This is a genomic window from Panacibacter microcysteis, from assembly GCF_015831355.1.
Lineage (GTDB): Bacteria > Bacteroidota > Bacteroidia > Chitinophagales > Chitinophagaceae > Panacibacter > Panacibacter microcysteis.
The window spans coordinates 1,047,647-1,064,725 of sequence record NZ_JADWYR010000001.1 but is presented as its reverse complement, the minus strand read 5'-3'; the positions used below and the strand labels follow the sequence as shown (position 1 = coordinate 1,064,725).

Annotated in this window: 13 protein-coding genes and 1 tRNA gene; 9 read left to right on the top strand and 5 right to left on the bottom strand. The window is 41.7% G+C overall.

The window, feature by feature from the left end; translation table 11 throughout:
- Window positions 1-756: 756 nt before the first annotated feature.
- Both I5907_RS04250 and nagA read left to right on the top strand, forming a co-directional pair.
- Window positions 757-1,566 carry an amidohydrolase gene (locus I5907_RS04250; RefSeq protein ID WP_196989483.1) on the top strand — a complete coding sequence of 270 codons (810 nt, stop codon included), beginning with the start codon at window positions 757-759 and terminating at the stop codon, window positions 1,564-1,566.
- A complete protein-coding gene (gene nagA / locus I5907_RS04245; protein WP_196989482.1) occupies window positions 1,567-2,652 on the top strand; it encodes an N-acetylglucosamine-6-phosphate deacetylase in 1,086 nt (361 codons plus the stop codon). It abuts the gene before it with no gap.
- Window positions 2,653-3,014: 362 nt separating this feature from the next.
- Here the strand turns inward: nagA and yihA are convergent, their stop codons facing one another.
- The 3 genes from yihA to gpmI all read right to left on the bottom strand — a co-directional run bounded on the left by yihA (window position 3,015) and on the right by gpmI (window position 5,760).
- The gene (yihA, locus tag I5907_RS04240) at window positions 3,015-3,608 is read right to left on the bottom strand and encodes a ribosome biogenesis GTP-binding protein YihA/YsxC (protein WP_196989481.1); all 594 of its coding nucleotides are present in this window, start codon (window positions 3,606-3,608) and stop codon (window positions 3,015-3,017) included.
- 24 nt (window positions 3,609-3,632) lie between these two features.
- Complete coding sequence (locus I5907_RS04235) at window positions 3,633-4,139, bottom strand: heme-binding domain-containing protein (protein WP_196989480.1); 507 nt, start codon at window positions 4,137-4,139, stop codon at window positions 3,633-3,635.
- Between the two features lie 94 nt (window positions 4,140-4,233).
- Complete coding sequence (gene gpmI, locus I5907_RS04230) at window positions 4,234-5,760, bottom strand: 2,3-bisphosphoglycerate-independent phosphoglycerate mutase (RefSeq protein ID WP_196989479.1); 1,527 nt, start codon at window positions 5,758-5,760, stop codon at window positions 4,234-4,236.
- A gap of 129 nt (window positions 5,761-5,889) precedes the next feature.
- Here gpmI and I5907_RS04225 point away from each other — a divergent pair, with 129 nt between their 5' ends.
- A complete protein-coding gene (locus I5907_RS04225; protein WP_196989478.1) occupies window positions 5,890-6,270 on the top strand; it encodes a DUF4783 domain-containing protein in 381 nt (126 codons plus the stop codon).
- A gap of 292 nt (window positions 6,271-6,562) precedes the next feature.
- On the opposite strand, the gene rho is transcribed toward I5907_RS04225, so the two are convergent.
- Window positions 6,563-8,233: a transcription termination factor Rho gene (rho, locus tag I5907_RS04220; RefSeq protein ID WP_196989477.1), complete on the bottom strand. Its 1,671-nt coding sequence runs from the start codon at window positions 8,231-8,233 to the stop codon at window positions 6,563-6,565.
- Between the two features lie 302 nt (window positions 8,234-8,535).
- Window positions 8,536-9,594 (bottom strand): mechanosensitive ion channel family protein, encoded by a 1,059-nt coding sequence (locus tag I5907_RS04215; RefSeq protein WP_196989476.1) that lies wholly within the window; start codon window positions 9,592-9,594, stop codon window positions 8,536-8,538.
- Window positions 9,595-9,809: 215 nt separating this feature from the next.
- On the opposite strand from I5907_RS04215, the gene asnS reads away from it, so the two are divergent.
- The 6 genes from asnS (at window position 9,810) to I5907_RS04185 (ending at window position 16,756) form a co-directional block, all read left to right on the top strand.
- Window positions 9,810-11,258 (top strand): asparagine--tRNA ligase, encoded by a 1,449-nt coding sequence (gene asnS / locus I5907_RS04210; RefSeq protein WP_196989475.1) that lies wholly within the window; start codon window positions 9,810-9,812, stop codon window positions 11,256-11,258.
- Between the two features lie 68 nt (window positions 11,259-11,326).
- Window positions 11,327-11,399, top strand: a tRNA-Phe gene (locus I5907_RS04205).
- 172 nt (window positions 11,400-11,571) lie between these two features.
- Window positions 11,572-12,534, top strand: a complete 963-nt coding sequence (locus tag I5907_RS04200) for an AAA family ATPase (protein WP_196989474.1) — start codon at window positions 11,572-11,574, stop codon at window positions 12,532-12,534.
- Window positions 12,534-15,014, top strand: a complete 2,481-nt coding sequence (locus I5907_RS04195) for a S8 family peptidase (RefSeq protein ID WP_196989473.1) — start codon at window positions 12,534-12,536, stop codon at window positions 15,012-15,014. The genes I5907_RS04200 and I5907_RS04195 overlap by 1 nt, the downstream gene beginning before the upstream one ends.
- A gap of 9 nt (window positions 15,015-15,023) precedes the next feature.
- Entirely contained in the window at window positions 15,024-15,293 is a 270-nt protein-coding gene (locus tag I5907_RS04190; protein ID WP_196989472.1) for a helix-turn-helix domain-containing protein, read from the top strand.
- Between the two features lie 242 nt (window positions 15,294-15,535).
- On the top strand, window positions 15,536-16,756 hold the full coding sequence (locus tag I5907_RS04185; RefSeq protein ID WP_196989471.1) for a multiheme c-type cytochrome: 1,221 nt from the start codon (window positions 15,536-15,538) through the stop codon (window positions 16,754-16,756).
- The last annotated feature ends 323 nt before the right edge of the window (window positions 16,757-17,079 follow it).

Sequence of the window (17,079 nt, the reverse complement as noted above, 5' to 3'; positions counted from 1 at the left end):
AACAACTTACTGGGATGAGCGGTGTGAAAAAGTATTTCATATAATAATCTAAAATACTATGTACCCAAGGAGCGTTGTAACTAAAAATTTATTAAGCATTATTTAAGTGGAATTATCTGTACAGTTAAGCTTTGTTTTCAATTTTCTTCCTACTTTCAATTATTCAATATCCAAACTAATATTTTATGAAATCTCCAGCTTTATTGCAATCTGTCGATGCACTAGATTTTCATCTTCTACACAAGAATTCAATCGTTAAGAAAACAAAAACAAGCCGCCGGGCAAGCAGGAAAAACCTCATGATATTTACAATGCTATACGGAATGGCCGTTGTTTGGGCTTTCTACGCGATGGTTTCCTAATCTTTTATTGGTTACATGCATGCTTTTGCCCTGCATACAAGGGAAGGGAAAATTATTGTCCCGGCAGTAGAATAATAATGTGGCTTTGGTTGCGTCGCACTCTTCAGCGCTTTGTTATCTATTGAGCAAACAGACACTTACTCGTTTTGTGTGAATATAACAACGAACCAGCCCGCCGGCTGGTTTTTTGCTTTTCAAACAGCAAATTACACGCATCTTTTTTCAACAATTTAGCTGCAGTCTTCGCACTGCCCCATATAGTTGGTGCTGCACAAGAGTGCGACGCAACAACAGCTACATAGATTTGCTGTAGCCCGGTACATTACTATTTTCTTTATACCAGTACCCTGTAAAGTATTAATCTTGTAGATTGCATGCAAGCAATTGGTACAACATGTCTTCTTTAACTATTACATTGATTCAAACAAAACTTTTCTGGGAAGACAGGCAGGCAAATTTGTCTATGCTTTCGGAAAAAATTGACAGTATTAAGGAACAAACAGAACTGGTGGTATTGCCTGAAATGTTTACCACAGGCTTTAGTATGAGACCGCATGCATTGGCTGAAACAATGGATGGTGATGCAGTTGCATGGATGAAAGAAACAGCGCGTAATAAACGGGTTATTTTAACGGGCAGCCTTATTATTAAAGAACATGACCGATATTTCAACCGTCTTATATGGATGCTGCCAAACGGAACTTATGGCTTTTACGACAAAAGGCACCTTTTTGCATTTGCCGGTGAAGATAAATTTTACCAGCCGGGCTCCAGGCGTTTGATTGCTTCCGTGAAAGGGTGGCGCGTAAACCTGCAGGTGTGTTACGATCTTCGTTTCCCGGTTTGGGCACGCCAGCAGCAAATGCTGGTAGAAGAAGCTGATAAGTGTGAGTATGACCTGTTGCTGTATGTAGCAAACTGGCCGGAAAGAAGGAAAAATGCATGGATAACCTTGTTACAGGCCCGGGCTATAGAAAACCAATGTTTTGTTGCAGGGGTTAACCGGGTAGGTGAGGATGGTAATGATATATACCACAGTGGTAACAGTATGGTTGTTTCACCACTAGGTGAAGTGCTGTATACAAAGGAGCACCAGGAAGATATTTTCACCGTCACCCTTCAAAAAAATGTTTTGGATGAAACACGCAGTCGGTTTCCTTTCTGGAAAGACGCAGATTATTTTACCATTCTCAACGATAAATAGATGATCTATAAAGCTGCAGCCATCTTCACAGGCTTTGAGTTACTACACAATTACGCTGTAAAAGTATCAGGTGGTATTATCGAGGCATTGATCTCTGCTAACGATGTAAACGCCGACGATCTGGAAGATCTTGGTGATGTAATATTAGCACCGGCATTTATTGATATTCAGTTATATGGTGCTTATGGGCGCCTGTTGTCTGTCTATCCTGATGCATTTACCGTTTCAGAAATCGTGCGTTATTCCAAAAGCGGCGGTGCTGCATGGTGTTTGCCAACTGTTGCAACCAACACCTACGAAAATATCTTTAAGTGTATTGATGCTGTACGCAGTTACCTGGCAAATGGCGGAGATGGTGTGCTGGGTTTACACGTGGAGGGTCCATGGCTGAATGCAGAAAAGCGCGGCGCCCACAAAGAAGAATGGATATTTTCACCCTCTTTGCAGCAGGTAAAAGAGTTACTGGATTACGGGGAAGGCGTAATTAAACTTATAACCCTTGCGCCGGAAAAGGTGGCGGGAGATGTTATTGCTTATATCCAGTCAAGGGGTATCGTAGTATCGGCAGGTCATAGCAATGCAACCTATGAACAGGCTATGAGAGCCTTTGAGCAAAACAATATAGATCTGTGTACACATTTATTCAATGCCATGAGTGCATTGCAGCACCGGGCACCGGGTCTTGTGGGAGCAATTTTTAATGCGAATGTGATGAGTAGCATAGTACCGGATGGATACCATGTTCATTTTGCTGCTGTGCAAATAGCAAAAAAGATCATGGGAGAGCGGTTGTTTGCGATTACAGACGCTGTAACCGAAACAACGGAAGGTTATTATCAGCATACACGGGAAGGGGAGAAATATGTTTCAAACGGCATCTTAAGCGGTTCTGCATTAACAATGTACAAGGCCTTTAGAAACTTTGTGGAACATTGTGATATAGAACCATGTGAGGCCTTAAGAATGTGCGGCTATTACCCTGCCAAAGCCATGAACATTACGGACTCTTTAGGCACTGTAGCAAAGGGGAAAAAAGCTGTATTTATCTTACTAACAACAGATTACCGGTTAAAAGGCATGTTGTAAGCGCATTAAAAAAAAGAAACCTCCGGGTTACCAGAGGTTAGATAATTTTTTAGTCAAGTGAGAAAGTTAAGGGTTTCAGAGGGACGGTACTAAAAACGGACTGTTAATAGAAGTTCAAAGCAAGTGCCAGAAAATTAAATTATCATAACCTATTGTAAATCAATGTATATTAAGTGTAACTCTTGTTCGATATTCCCAATAATGGAATAATCATTCTCTAAATTGGAAAACCCTATTAAAATTGTTTGAAAATGAGCATAATCTTAAGGTCAATTACTTTTTCTTAGATAAAATATTAAAATAAAAAATAATACATCTTAAGTGTGGTTAAAAGAAGCCTTTTGGCGTTATCAATTGCTACATTAGTTTTTAATCAATCCCTGTATAAGCGCAAGTATATCATCTTTACCCTGCTTTTTTGTGGCACTCGTAACAAAGTGTTGCGGCAGGAATTGCCAGGTTTCCCGCATGGCATTGAGGAAAGCTTTTATATGGCGGTCAACAACACCGGGTTTTTCTTTGTCTGATTTTGTAAAAACAAGTGTAAAGGGAATTTGCCATTCGCCCAACTGGTTTACAAACTGCAGGTCAATCTTTTGAGGTAAATGCCTGCTATCGATTAAAACAAAGACATTCAGAAGGTTTTCACGTTTTCTCAGGTAATCTTCAATCATTTTCTCCCATTTTTTTCTTTCGCTTTGTGAAATTTTTGCATAGCCATAGCCGGGGAGATCTACAAGATACCACTCACTATTTACAATAAAGTGATTGATCAGTTTCGTCTTACCCGGTGAAGAGGATGTTTTGGCCAGGTTTTCTCTGCCGCAAAGCATATTGATAAGCGAGGATTTGCCCACATTACTCCTTCCAATGAAGGCAAATTCTGGTTTATCGGGTTTGGGTGTCTTATCAACAGAAGGACTGGAGATAACATAGCTGGCATCTTTAATTTTCATGGTGCAAATTAACTAACACTCTTCTTATTGTGTTGGCGGTTTTGGCCCTCTTTTCATAACCAGGCTATCTGCAGGGTATTTATTTTTCATTTGACTGCGTATGTCTTCAGACCACTGAACCAGTTTTTCTTTCTCTGCACCGGTTAATTTTGCGTCTGTATGAATAATTGTATAAGACTGTAATGGCATCTCATCTTCGTCAAGCATTTCTTTTACTTCTTCAAGTTTGTGAAACTGCTTAGCTGGTCTGTAAGCTCCAAATTCGCTAAAATTCAATTCTTCTTTGCCTTCCTGGATATGGTTATCCAGCCACCATGCTACCGGTTGAATGTTTGCATACCATGGATAATTTGTATTGTTGCTGTGGCAGTCAAAGCAGGCTTTTGTAAGTATCGTGTTAACATCTTCAGGCACTGCATATGCATTGGAAATGTCTGCGGGGCTTTTAGCAGCACTGGTATTACGCGCTGGCCTGAAAAACTGGATAAGCACCAGTAAAACAAGTAAGACTATAAAGATTTTCTTTTTCATGACTATTATTTAAAAAGGTGCAACACCCGTTGCACCTGTAATGTAATGTAAAATAAAATATCGTTTGCTGAACAACCTACAATGTTGCTACTAACTAACCGATTAATATATCACCGGTCATTTCCTTAGGAACCGGTAATTCCATGACGGACAGAATAGTAGGTGCAAGATCGCCCAGTTTGCCGGGTTTTACTATGCCATGCCAGTCCTGATCGATCACAAACAGTGGTACAAGGTTGAGCGTGTGTGCAGTATTCGGTGAACCATCTTCATTAATCATATAATCGGCATTACCATGGTCTGCTGTCAGAAAAACCATGTATCCATGGGCTAATGCGGCTGTTACCACACGTTCTACACATTTATCAACTGTTTCAACAGCTTTTACAACAGCGCTCCATACCCCCGTATGCCCTACCATGTCTGCGTTCGCGTAATTGAGGCAGATAAAATCAGCGCTCTCATTTTCTATTTCAGGTATCAATTTGTCTGTTAATTCTACAGCGCTCATTTCGGGTTGTAAATCGTAGGTTGCCACCTTGGGAGACGAAGCCAGTATCCTGCTTTCTCCTTCGTAAGGGGCTTCGCGGCCACCACTGAAGAAAAAGGTTACATGCGGGTATTTTTCAGTTTCTGCAATGCGAATCTGCTTTTTACCATTTGCGGAGAGTACTTCACCAAGCGTATTATTCAGGTTGTCATTTTCAAAAATCACGTGTACATTCCTGAATGTCCTGTCATACTCTGTCATGGTGGTATAATCGAGCTGCAATGCATGCATATTGAAGTCTGGAAAATCTTTTTGCGTAAGTACTTCTGTTATTTCACGGCATCTGTCTGTTCTGAAGTTGAAACAAAGCACCACATCTCCATCTTTGATTGTAGCCAGTGGCTGTTGGTCTTCTGCCGCTATTATTGTAGGCTTGATAAACTCATCAGTAACCTGGCCGGCATACGATTGCTCAACGGCTGCAATGGCATCTGTAGCTTTTGGTCCTTCTCCTATAACCAACGCATCATATGCAAGTTTTACTCTTTCCCATCTTTTGTCTCTGTCCATTGCATAATAACGACCACTTACGGTTGCAATTTTTCCAACAGAACCATTCAGGTGCTGCTGTAACCGGGTAATATAACCAAGCCCGCTTTTAGGGTCTGTATCGCGACCGTCTGTAAATGCATGTATGTAAACCTCTGATAAGCCATGTGCTTTGCATATGTCACACAAAGCCATGAGGTGTTGAATATGGCTATGTACGCCACCGTCGCTCACCAGGCCGAGCAGGTGGAAAGGTTTATTATTTGTCTTTGCATGTTGTATAGCTCTTTGCAGTTGTTCACTTTTGGCAAGCAGGCCATCTCTTACAGCTACATTAATGCGTTGTAATTCCTGGTAAACAATTCTGCCAGCGCCAAGATTTAAATGTCCTACCTCGCTGTTGCCCATCTGGCCGTCGGGTAAGCCCACTGCTTCTCCGCAGGTAACCAGGGTTGTATTGGGATATTTACTGTATAATGAACTTACGAAAGGAACATTTGCGTTTTGAATTGCATCAGAAGACTTTACTTTACCAAGGCCCCAGCCATCCATTATGACCAATATTGTTTTTTTATTTTTCATGTTGCTGCTTTTGACAAAGGGTAAAACTACATTAAGATTTGCTAATTTACTGACTGGCTGTTTTAGCAAAAGGTAAAATTCAGCAATTTGGCATACTTTTAGCCTAACCGCAACTGAAAAAAATAAGTTATGAAAAGAATGATGGCAATAATAGGAGTAGCTTTTGCAATGAGCGCTTTTATTGTTGTGGGAGATATTGATAAAATTATAAACGCACTTAGTGCTGGTAATGCAGCGCAATTCAGCAGTTTTTATGATGATTTCCTGGATATAAAACTTCCGGAAAAAGATGAGATAAAGAATGTTGGAAAAAACCAGGCTTCAATTACTGTAAAATCCTTTTTTGATAACAACGGTATCAAAGGTTTTGAGAAGACCTCTCAAAGAGAAATGGGTGGTACCATGTACCTTACAGGCAGGTTGAAAGGGGAGAATAAAAATTTCAACATTACACTATTAATGAAAGACCGGGGCGATAAATTATCGATCATTTCGATAAGAGTCAATTAACTTAAACCCGCCGGAAGGCGGGTTTTTTTATGCGATCGACCAGCCTTTTTTTGTGGGGTTAGTGGTTCCGGAAACCGGAGATGCCATGAAAACCAAACGTACAAGTGAGTGACACAACCGGCGATGCCATAAAATACTACAGTTGACATGCAACATTCATTCGATTGAAGTGCATGAAGTACTGTTGCCCGAAACAAAGGTTTATACTCAGCTAAACCAGGCAGGTAGTGCAATAAAAAAACCATCCTTTTGCCGGATGGTTTTTTTATTGCAGGCAATATGAAATATGATTTTATCCGTTCATGCTGGCCAGGAATTCTTCATTGCTTTTTGTACCACGCATACGTTTCAGCAATTCACTCATTGCTTCTTCTGTATTCATGTCGTTGATGTATAAACGCAAAATATTCATTCTTTGCAAAACTTCCCTGTCAAGCAGCAGATCGTCTCTGCGGGTTGATGATGCCACAAGATCAATAGCAGGGTAAATACGTTTATTGGCAAGGCGGCGATCCAGTTGCAGCTCCATGTTGCCGGTACCTTTGAATTCTTCAAAGATAACCTCATCCATTTTACTACCTGTTTCAATCAAAGCTGTTGCCAGTATAGTCAATGATCCACCGTTTTCTATTTTACGGGCGGCACCAAAGAACTGCTTGGGTTTTTGCATGGCATTGGCTTCTACACCACCGCTAAGTACTTTACCGCTGGCAGGGGCCACTGTATTGTGCGCACGTGCAAGACGTGTAATGGAATCCAGCAAAATCACTACATCGTGGCCGCATTCTACCAGCCTTTTGGCTTTTTGCAATGCAACGGTAGAAACTTTTACGTGTTTCTCTGCCGGCTCATCAAAGGTTGAAGCAATAACTTCTGCCCTTACGCTGCGCTCCATGTCAGTAACTTCTTCAGGGCGCTCATCTATCAATACTACCATCAGGTAACATTCAGGGTGGTTTGCGGCAATGGCATTTGCCACTTCTTTCAGCAGCATTGTTTTACCAACTTTTGGCTGGGCAACAATTAAACCACGCTGGCCTTTACCGATAGGTGTAAAGATGTCCATGATACGTGTGCTGTAATTGGACGGCTGGGTAAAGAGGTTGAGCTTTTCAAAAGGAAAAAGCGGTGTAAGATAGTCGAACGGTACGCGGTCTCTTACATCTTCAGGGCTTTTGCCGTTGATGCTTTCCACTTTAAGTAATGCAAAGTATTTCTCACCTTCTTTTGGAGGGCGAACCGCTCCAAAAACAGTATCACCGGTTTTTAAACCAAAAAGTTTTATCTGTGAAGGAGAAACATATATATCGTCCGGAGAGGATAAATAATTATAATCAGAAGAACGGAGAAAGCCATAGCCATCAGGCATCATTTCCAGCACACCTTCAGCTTGTATTATACCATCGAATTCTATATTGAAAGCAGCATCTTTTTTACCGGGCATTTTCGGTGCCACTACTTCTTCTGCTTCATCTTCCATTTCAGCAGGCTCATCGTCGAGCATCAATGGTTCATCATCGCCCAGCATGCTTATTAAACGGCTGCCCATTTCAAGATCAGGAAGGTCGAGTTCTACAGGCCCCGTTCTTTCCGCCTTAGCCAATTTTTCGTTTTCGGCCTCAGTTATTTCAGCGGGTTCTGATTCTTCTTCTTTCTCTTTTGGTTTGCGGCCTCGTTTCTTTTCAGGAGCCGGTGCATCGGCCACAGCTTTAGCGGTCTTTGCTGGTTCAACGGCTGTTTCTGTTTCATCAGAAGTTGAAGCCGATTTAATAATTCGTTTGCGCTTTGGTTTTTCAGTTCCGTTCTTAGCTGTTGCTTCGCCGGCGTTTAAAGCCTGTTTATCCAGGATCTTGTAGATAAGTTCCTGCTTATCGGCTTTTTTAGCATTGGGAATGCTCAGTTGATCAGCGATGTCGAGTAGCTCAGGCACCAGCATGTCGTTCAATTGCAGAATGTCGTACATAAATGTTGAAAAAAAGAATGATTGATTTTAAAAACCTTTACCCGTCTTAAAAAATTGAAGATTTATGATCGGTTGATTGAGAAAACGAGTGAGCTGAGAGGGCATGACACAGACTATTCAGCTTGTTTCCGGTGCAATTATACAGCAAAATGTTCAATTGCAAAGATTTTTTTTATGAGCCAGGCACTTGTATTTCATGGAATCTCCGTTGCGTCGCACTCTTCAACGCAAGGATCTTTGTGCAGCACGGTGCATACTGGCTTTGGCTATAGAAGATGCTGTGTGGCAAAGAAAAGTTAAGATCATTCAGCATCGGCTTTTTGAAAAAATAATGTCCTTGTCGGGTAAGCAAATTCAATATGATGTTCTGCAAAAAGCTGCACCAGTTCCAGGCAAATTTGCTGGTATATATCCATTGAAAGGTTGAAGTCTGCGCTTGTTACAAAATATACCGTTTCAAATTCAATAGCCGAATCAGCAAAACCGCTAAGATGGCTGCGCTGGAATTCAACCTCCGCATGTTTTTGAACGGTCTGTGCTATCAGCGATGGAATCATAGCCAGCTTATCAGCCGGGGTTTGATAGGTAACGCCGATTTTAAAGAGTTTCCTGCGTTTTTCAAGTCGCTTGTAATTGCGGATGGTTCTTTTAACCATTTCCGCATTGGGAATAATCATCTGCTCGCCGGAAACACTTCTAACATGAGAGGTTTTAATGCCTATACGTTCTACACTGCCCACTTCAGGACCAAGATCAATGAAATCGCCCACTTCGAAAGGTTTATCAAAGAATATTACAAAATAGCTGAAAAGATCGCCGAGAATATTTTGCGCCGCCAGTGCAATGGCAATACCGCCCACACCAAGCCCTGCAACTATAGCCGTTACATCATAACCAAGATTGTCGATCATCATCAGTAAACCAATGATCCAGATTACGGCTTTAATGATAAGCAGTAAGCCCTTCCACTGTTTTAGTCTTTCTTCCGGTTCGCCTTTTAATTTAAGGTAGGCTTGTAACAGACCCTCAATGGTTTTGGTAATAAATTTTACAATGAAGTATACCGAAACGATAAGAATGGCCACATCCAGTATACGATGCACTTTGTCTGACAGGCTTAGTTGCTGCAGAATTGAGTAGTTGATGAGCAGGTAGAAGTAAGGAATGAGGTATTTGCCGCCGGTTGTTACAATTACTTCATCAAAATCATGGTCTGTGCGGCTGGCCCATTTTAGCAGCAAACGTATAATTACTTTTTTAAAAAGCTTTAACACCAGCCATGCAAGTATGATAAAGCCAATTGCAATAAGATAACTCCGGATGGTATTCCCATACCATACCTGTTGTAAAAAATCATTCATAGTATAGCAATTCGTTCAAAGATAAGGAATGGATTTTTGCATGCTGCTGTTACAGCCTGCGCCTTATCTTTGCTGCCCCAATGCTGGCTGTATAATGCTTTTGAAGGTTGTGCCCTGCTGAGTAAGGAACAAGGCGTACAAGTGAGTGACACAACGATGCACAATAGTAGCCATACAGCCGGTGCACAAAAATCATTTTCGCAAAACAAGGAGTTATGTTTAACAAACGAATCAAGATTAAGGCATTGCTGCAAACCGAACAAACCGGTGAAGAAGTTACTGTAATGGGTTGGGTACGTACTTTTCGTAACAACCAGTTTATAGCTTTAAACGACGGCAGTACGAATAATAATCTGCAGGTAGTTGTTGAACTTGGCTTGCTGGATGAAGCAACACTCAAACGTATTACTACCAGTGCTTCTTTAAAAGTTACCGGCGAAGTTGTGGCCAGCGTAGGCAAAGGCCAGAAAGTGGAACTGAAGGCGAAAGCAGTGGAAATACTCGGTGATTGCGATGCGGAGAAATACCCGTTACAGCCCAAGAAACACAGCCTTGAATTTTTAAGGGAGATTGCGCACCTGCGTTTTCGTACCAATACTTTTGGCGCTGTCTTCAGGATAAGACATTCGCTGGCTTTTGCAGTACATAAATTTTTTAACGATAAGGGTTTTGTTTACCTGCACACGCCAATTATTACAGCGAGTGATGCAGAAGGTGCAGGTGAAATGTTCAGGGTAAGCACACTGCCTTTTGACAATCCGCCACGCACTGAGGCAGGTGCTATTGATTTTACGGAAGATTTTTTTGGTAAAAGCACCAACCTTACTGTAAGCGGGCAACTGGAAGGAGAACTTGGTGCCACAGCATTCAGTGAGATATACACTTTCGGCCCAACATTCAGGGCAGAGAATTCGAATACCACGCGCCACCTGGCAGAGTTCTGGATGATTGAACCTGAAATGGCATTTTGTGATATTGAAGACAACATGAACCTGGCAGAGGAATTTATTCAATACCTCATCAGCTATGCTATGGAGCATAACGCAGATGATCTTGCGTTCCTCGATCAGCGCCTGGCAGAAGAGGAGAAACAAAAGCCGCAGGCAGAGCGCAGCGAATTTGGCTTGCTGGAAAAACTGCGTTTTGTAACAGGAAACAAATTTGAAAGGATTACTTACACAGAGGCCATACAGATATTGCTCGACTCACCTGCTTATAAAAAGAAGAAGTTTAAGTATGAAGTTGGCTGGGGCATAGATATGCAAAGCGAGCATGAACGCTACCTGGTGGAAAAGCATTTTAAAAAGCCTGTGATTGTTACCAATTACCCGGCGGCCATCAAAGCCTTTTATATGCGTTTGAATGATGGCTGCGAGCCCGGCCGTGAAACGGTAGCTGCGATGGATATTCTTGCCCCGGGTATTGGCGAGATTGTGGGTGGCAGCCAGCGTGAAGAGCGCCTGCAGAAACTGGAAGACCGCATGAAAGCCATGCACATTCCGGTAGAAGAGATGAGTTGGTATTTAGACACACGCCGTTTTGGTACGGTACCGCATGCAGGTTTTGGTTTGGGTTTTGAAAGAATGGTGCAGTTTGTAACGGGTATGACCAACATACGCGACGTGATTCCATTTGCCAGGACGCCTAAAAATTGTGAGTTTTAATAAATCATGAAATTGTTTTTGCAATTGCACATTTGCGCCTATATTTGCAGCCCCGAAAGGGAAAGGCTGGTGCGGTAGCTCAGTCGGTAGAGCAAAGGACTGAAAATCCTTGTGTCGCCGGTTCGATCCCGGCCCACACCACAGCTTTAAATCAAGCAGTTATGAATGAAAATTTGTAGCTGCTTTTTTATTTGGTACAACAATGGTCAAGCATTCGTCTTATTAATAACTGACTTATATTTATCCACTCTGCATCAATAACCCAGTAATAGTTTTGCTTTTTTATTCAATTATAATAAATTAGATTATAAATATGGCTACCGGAGATCAAATTAGAACGCTGATAAAATCGCACTTTGAGGACGATCATGTTCGTTTCTCAACTGTTGCTTTGCAAATAGCTGCTCATGAAGCTAGGCAAGGTCATCTGTCAGTTGCCGATGAGATAAAAAAACTGGTTGATACCTCAAAAGCAAAGGTTGTAAAACTTAGGCCATTCAATGATGATCTAAATGGGTTGATTTTAGAGATTTCACCTAAGGTGAAACTCCCGCAGCTAATAGCTTCGCCCCAAATTCTAAGTAAGATTCAGAGAATTCTTTTAGAATTCAAGCAAAAAGACAAGTTATCAAAACACGGCCTTGATAATAGGAGAAAGATTTTGCTTTCTGGCTCACCGGGAACAGGTAAAACAATGACTGCCGCAATATTCGCTAACGAGCTTCAGCTTCCTTTATATGTCATACTTATGGATAAACTTGTAACCAAGTTTATGGGTGAAACTAGCGCAAAGCTCAGGCATCTTTTCGATAGTATTCAGGAAAGGCAAGGCGTTTATCTCTTTGATGAGTTTGATGCCATAGGCGGCGAAAGGGGAATGACAAATGATGTAGGTGAAATGCGCAGAATACTTAATTCGTTTCTTCAAATGATAGAGCAGGATACTTCGAAGAGCGTTATAATTGCTGCAACCAACAACATTGACCTGCTTGACCAAGCACTTTTCAGAAGATTTGACGATGTTATACGTTATAACCTGCCTTTAAAAAGTGAGGCCATTAAGCTAATTGAAAATAAATTAGGAAAATATAAAGGACGTTATAAACTTGATACTTTAAAAACGGATAAGCTCAGTCATGCGGAGATTACTCAAGCCTGCTTAGACGCCATAAAACATGCAATACTAAACGATAAGAAGCAGGTTGATCTAGTTCTAATAAAGCAAATGCTAAATGAGAGAATTACAGCCTATAAATCAAAACCCAAAACAAAATAATGAGCGAAAACTACCCTATACTCTTCTTACCTTCAGTTGCCGTTCCAACAGAATATAAAATAAAAGGATACGGATCAAAACTTAATTTGCCTGAGCGTGACAGGCAATCTCATAGTGATAGACTTATTAACTCGTTTGATAGAATCTTGGCTACAGCCGATAGAATTAGAAGCGAAAGAACTGCAGTATCCTTGCCAGTAAAAACCGGGTCGTACATAGAATTTCGAAGCAGTACAGGCTGTGATCTTGCAACCAAGAGCCTTGAAGATATCAGGGTCGGCGTAAAATTGCTGAATGTACGGGAAAAGGTGCAAGACGGTGTTAAGCAAACATTTGCAACAGTTTATATTCCTCAGGGCCAAGAAAATTTTTTCATACGGAAAATTAGAAAATTCAAAAATGAAGTAGACAAGAGAAGCAAATTGCCAAAGAATTTTCCTCTGGTTACAAGCATCGATGATGTTAGATTAGCTATACTTGAATCTTTTTGGACTGATCCACCAGCCCTGATTCCAGGGGATGATGATGTCTACGTTGAATTATGGCTAAAAGCCATTGTTGGTGAAGAGCGCGGTGTAATTACAGAAACAGCAGAAATATGTCAAACTCTATCGATTGAATTTTTCGAAAACAAAATTATTTATTTTCCTGAGCGTATTGTCTCCCTAATAAGGGCCGACCGGTCAAAACTTTTGAATTTGATTGAGTCTTGTAGACACGTAGCCGAAATAAGGAAAGCAAAAGAAGCGGCGTCATTTTGGATAAATGAACCCAATGTTTCCCAAGCCGAATGGGTCGAAGAGTTAATTCAAAGAATAGAAGTTAAAGCGTCCAACACAAAGGTTTGTATTCTTGATACTGGAGTGAATAATGGCCATCCACTTTTGGCTCCTATATTGAATGATAATGATTGTAACGCTTACAATCGTGATTGGGGTGTTGCCGATGATAGCGGTCATGGAACACTCATGGGTGGAGTATCTGGATACGGAGATCTTGAGCAAGCCTTGCAGACAGATCAACCAATATTATTGACCCACAAATTAAGTTCTGTAAAAATTTTGCCTCCGGTTGGTAATAATGATCCCGATTTGTATGGCGCAATTACACAACAAGCAATAAGCAGGTCTGAAATCAGTTCACCAAATGATAAACAAATATATTGTTGTGCGATCACTTCTGATGAAATTGATCATAAAGGTCGACCAACTTCGTGGTCAGCTGCTATAGACTCTATTACTTCGGGGCAAGTTGATGATGAGCGACGATTATTCATTGTTTCTGCGGGAAACGTGAAGTCTTTAGGCGAGTGGAATGCTTATCCAGCATCAAACTTGCTCTGTTCAATTCAAGATCCTGCTCAGTCATGGAACTCATTAACTGTTGGAGCCTACACAGAAAAGACCGCTATTTTAGACACGAGTTTTAATGGTCATAGTGCTCTCGCCCCTTTGCGTGGTCTTTCCCCGTTCAGCACTTGCTCGAGTCTCTGGGAAAGCCGTTGGCCCATCAAGCCTGAAATTGTTCTGGAAGGTGGAAATATCAGAAAAGCACCCGACGGCGGACTCTACGAAAATTTCCCGGATTTCAGTGTTTTGTCAACATCATTTGATATTCAGAATAATCAGTTTGATACAATCTTTGCAACCTCAGCTGCTTCCGCTAAAGCTGCATGGATGGCGGCAAAAATTCAAACGGAATATCCAAACTGTTGGCCAGAAACGGTTAAGGCGTTGATGGTTCATTCGGCAGAATGGCCGGATACAATAATTAGCCAGTTTGGTTTTGATGTACAACAAAAAAAGGGTGTACATGATTTAATGAGAGTGTGTGGGTTTGGTGTGCCCGACTTAAACAAAGCACTTTATTGCGGTAGGTCTACTTTAACACTAGTGGCACAAGAATATATTCAGCCATTTAAATTTAATGACGACAATAGACCAGTTTCAAACGATATGCATCTCTACGATTTACCCTGGCCTAAAGATGAATTACTGGGTTTAGGAGCAACGCAAGTGAAAATGAAGATCACACTATGTTATTTTGTAGAACCAGGTCCGGGCGAAGTTGGATGGAAAGATCGATACAGATATGCATCTCACGGACTCAGATTTGATGTCAGCAACATCAACGATACAACTGAACAGTTTGTTAAAAGAATAAGCGTAGCCTCTGAAAGAGACGAATTCGAGTTTATCGGAGATGCCGGTTCGGAGAGATGGCTTATTGGTGCAAATAACAGAGTTTTGGGAGCTGTTCATTCAGATGTGTGGGAAGGTAATGCAGCAGATATTGCAACATGTAATAAAATTGCAGTCTACCCCGTTTTGGGATGGTGGAGAGAACGAAAGCATTTGGGAAATGTTGAGAAAAATGCAAGATATTCTCTAATTGTTTCCTTGATTACCCCAGCACAGGAAGTTGATATATACACGCCAGTTGAGGCAAAAATCAACGTTCCTGTTTCAATCACAATGTAAACCTCACAAATGCAAGTAATCTGCCTTCAGGATGAAGCCTTCTATGCCCTGATAGATCAGGTCGTCGCCCGCATCCGCGAAAAGCAGGATATTCCCTTGCGCAAATGGGTGACAGGTGAAGAAGCAATGAATCTGCTTGGCATAGCAAGCAAAACCACCCTGCAGAAATTCAGGGATGAAGGCAAAATCAGGTTCTCACAGCCGGAGAAAAAGATCATCCTCTACGATATCGATTCCATACAGGAATTCCTGGAAAAACACACTAAAGAAACATTCTGATGGATACAAAAGAACAATATGCGAAAGCCTTCAATAATGGCTATGTGCTTTATTTTTAATGGCCCCATTAGTTTTACAACCTCAGGAACAGTCTGCGCTAACCCATATCTGAAAAATACTGATATCTCGCAAATACCGTTGTTGGTAGCAGAAAAACACTCATACGTCTTATTTCATGCACATCACCACAGTTGTCGGTTATATTGTATATGATAAGGTGACCTTATCATAACTGGCTGCCTATGAATTTGTTGTTCAAGAAGCTACCCCTTCTTATCTGTTGTATTGTACTAACGCTTGCGTTACTGACCAAATGCATCAGTAAGCCTGCTATCGAAATAAAGGATAATTACGGTAAGGCTTTTGCCGGGTCTGAACAATGCCGCAAGTGTCATGAACAGGTTTATGAAACTTTCACTCATACCAGTCACGCCAATACCTCAAATGTTGCAGAAGAAAATACGATTGCCGGCAGCTTTGCAAACGGGCAGAATACCTATGCTTATTCGTTTTACGATGTGGTGGCCATGCTGCAAACCGATAGCGGTTTTTACCAGGCATGGTATAAAAACGGCAAAGAAGAAAGGCGCAGCAAAATGGATGCTGTTATTGGGTCTGGCAGGCGGGGGCAATCTTACATCAGCTGGCAGCAGGATCATTTTGTACAATTGCCGGTTTCTTACTTTCGCTCAAGCGGTACATGGGTAAACAGCCCGGGTTTTTCAACCTTCCGGCCTGCATTCAACCGCCCCATTACTACCCGTTGCCTCGAGTGTCATGCTACCTATGCGAAAGATACAGGTCACACAGTTTCTGCCGATCGCATAGACCCTAACCAGGTGATCTTTGGTGTGCAGTGTGAACGGTGCCATGGGCCGGCACTGGAGCATGTACAATTTCATGAAGAGCACCCCGAAGAAAAAAAGCCACAACACATCATGCGGCTGGCCACCATGCAGCGGCAGCAACAGGTAGATCTTTGCGCCTATTGCCATGGCGGTATGCGGCAGGATGATCATCCGGCATTTGGATACCGGCCGGGCGATACGATGGCCCACACTGCTGCCGAAAATGCGCTGGTGGCCAACCAGCAGTTAGATGTTCATCTTAACCAGTATGGGTTGCTGGCATCGAGTAAATGTTATATAATGACACAGGATCTGCAATGTGGTTCCTGCCATAATACACATACAGAACAGCGTAACCAGCCGGCAGTATTCTCGGCCAAATGCCTTACCTGTCACGCGGAGAACAGCCAGCATTTTTGCAGCATGAAGCAACTGAGTGCGGCCACACTAAAAGCAAATTGCATAGATTGTCACATGCCCGTTAAGCAATCAGATTTTCTTACCGTGGAAGAAGAAGGAAAAGCAGGTGCAACGCCCGCCGTTATAAGATCTCACCGCATAGCTATTTATGCAGACGAGGCAAAGAAGTACACAACATTATTAAAAAGTAAATAGACTGCTGTAAGCAATAAGGTGCAGGCATAAAAAAGCCCCGATAAGACTAACGGGGCAATTTTTTCAACCCTAAACCCTTAAAAAACTTACTAAAAATAAAACAAAAACCACACCAAAAAGACAATGGCTGGTAAATTTTTTTCAAAAAAAACTGCTTTTTTTACTTTTTCTCAAAAAACCGGCGCTGATATGGCAATAAATGATATATAACCACCAGTATATGAAGTTATTATGGAACGGGCTGTAGTAATACTATTGAGCTGTGGTTGTGTCACTCACTTGTACGGCTGGTAATGCTGTTCGGCAGTTCCGGGTACAATTAT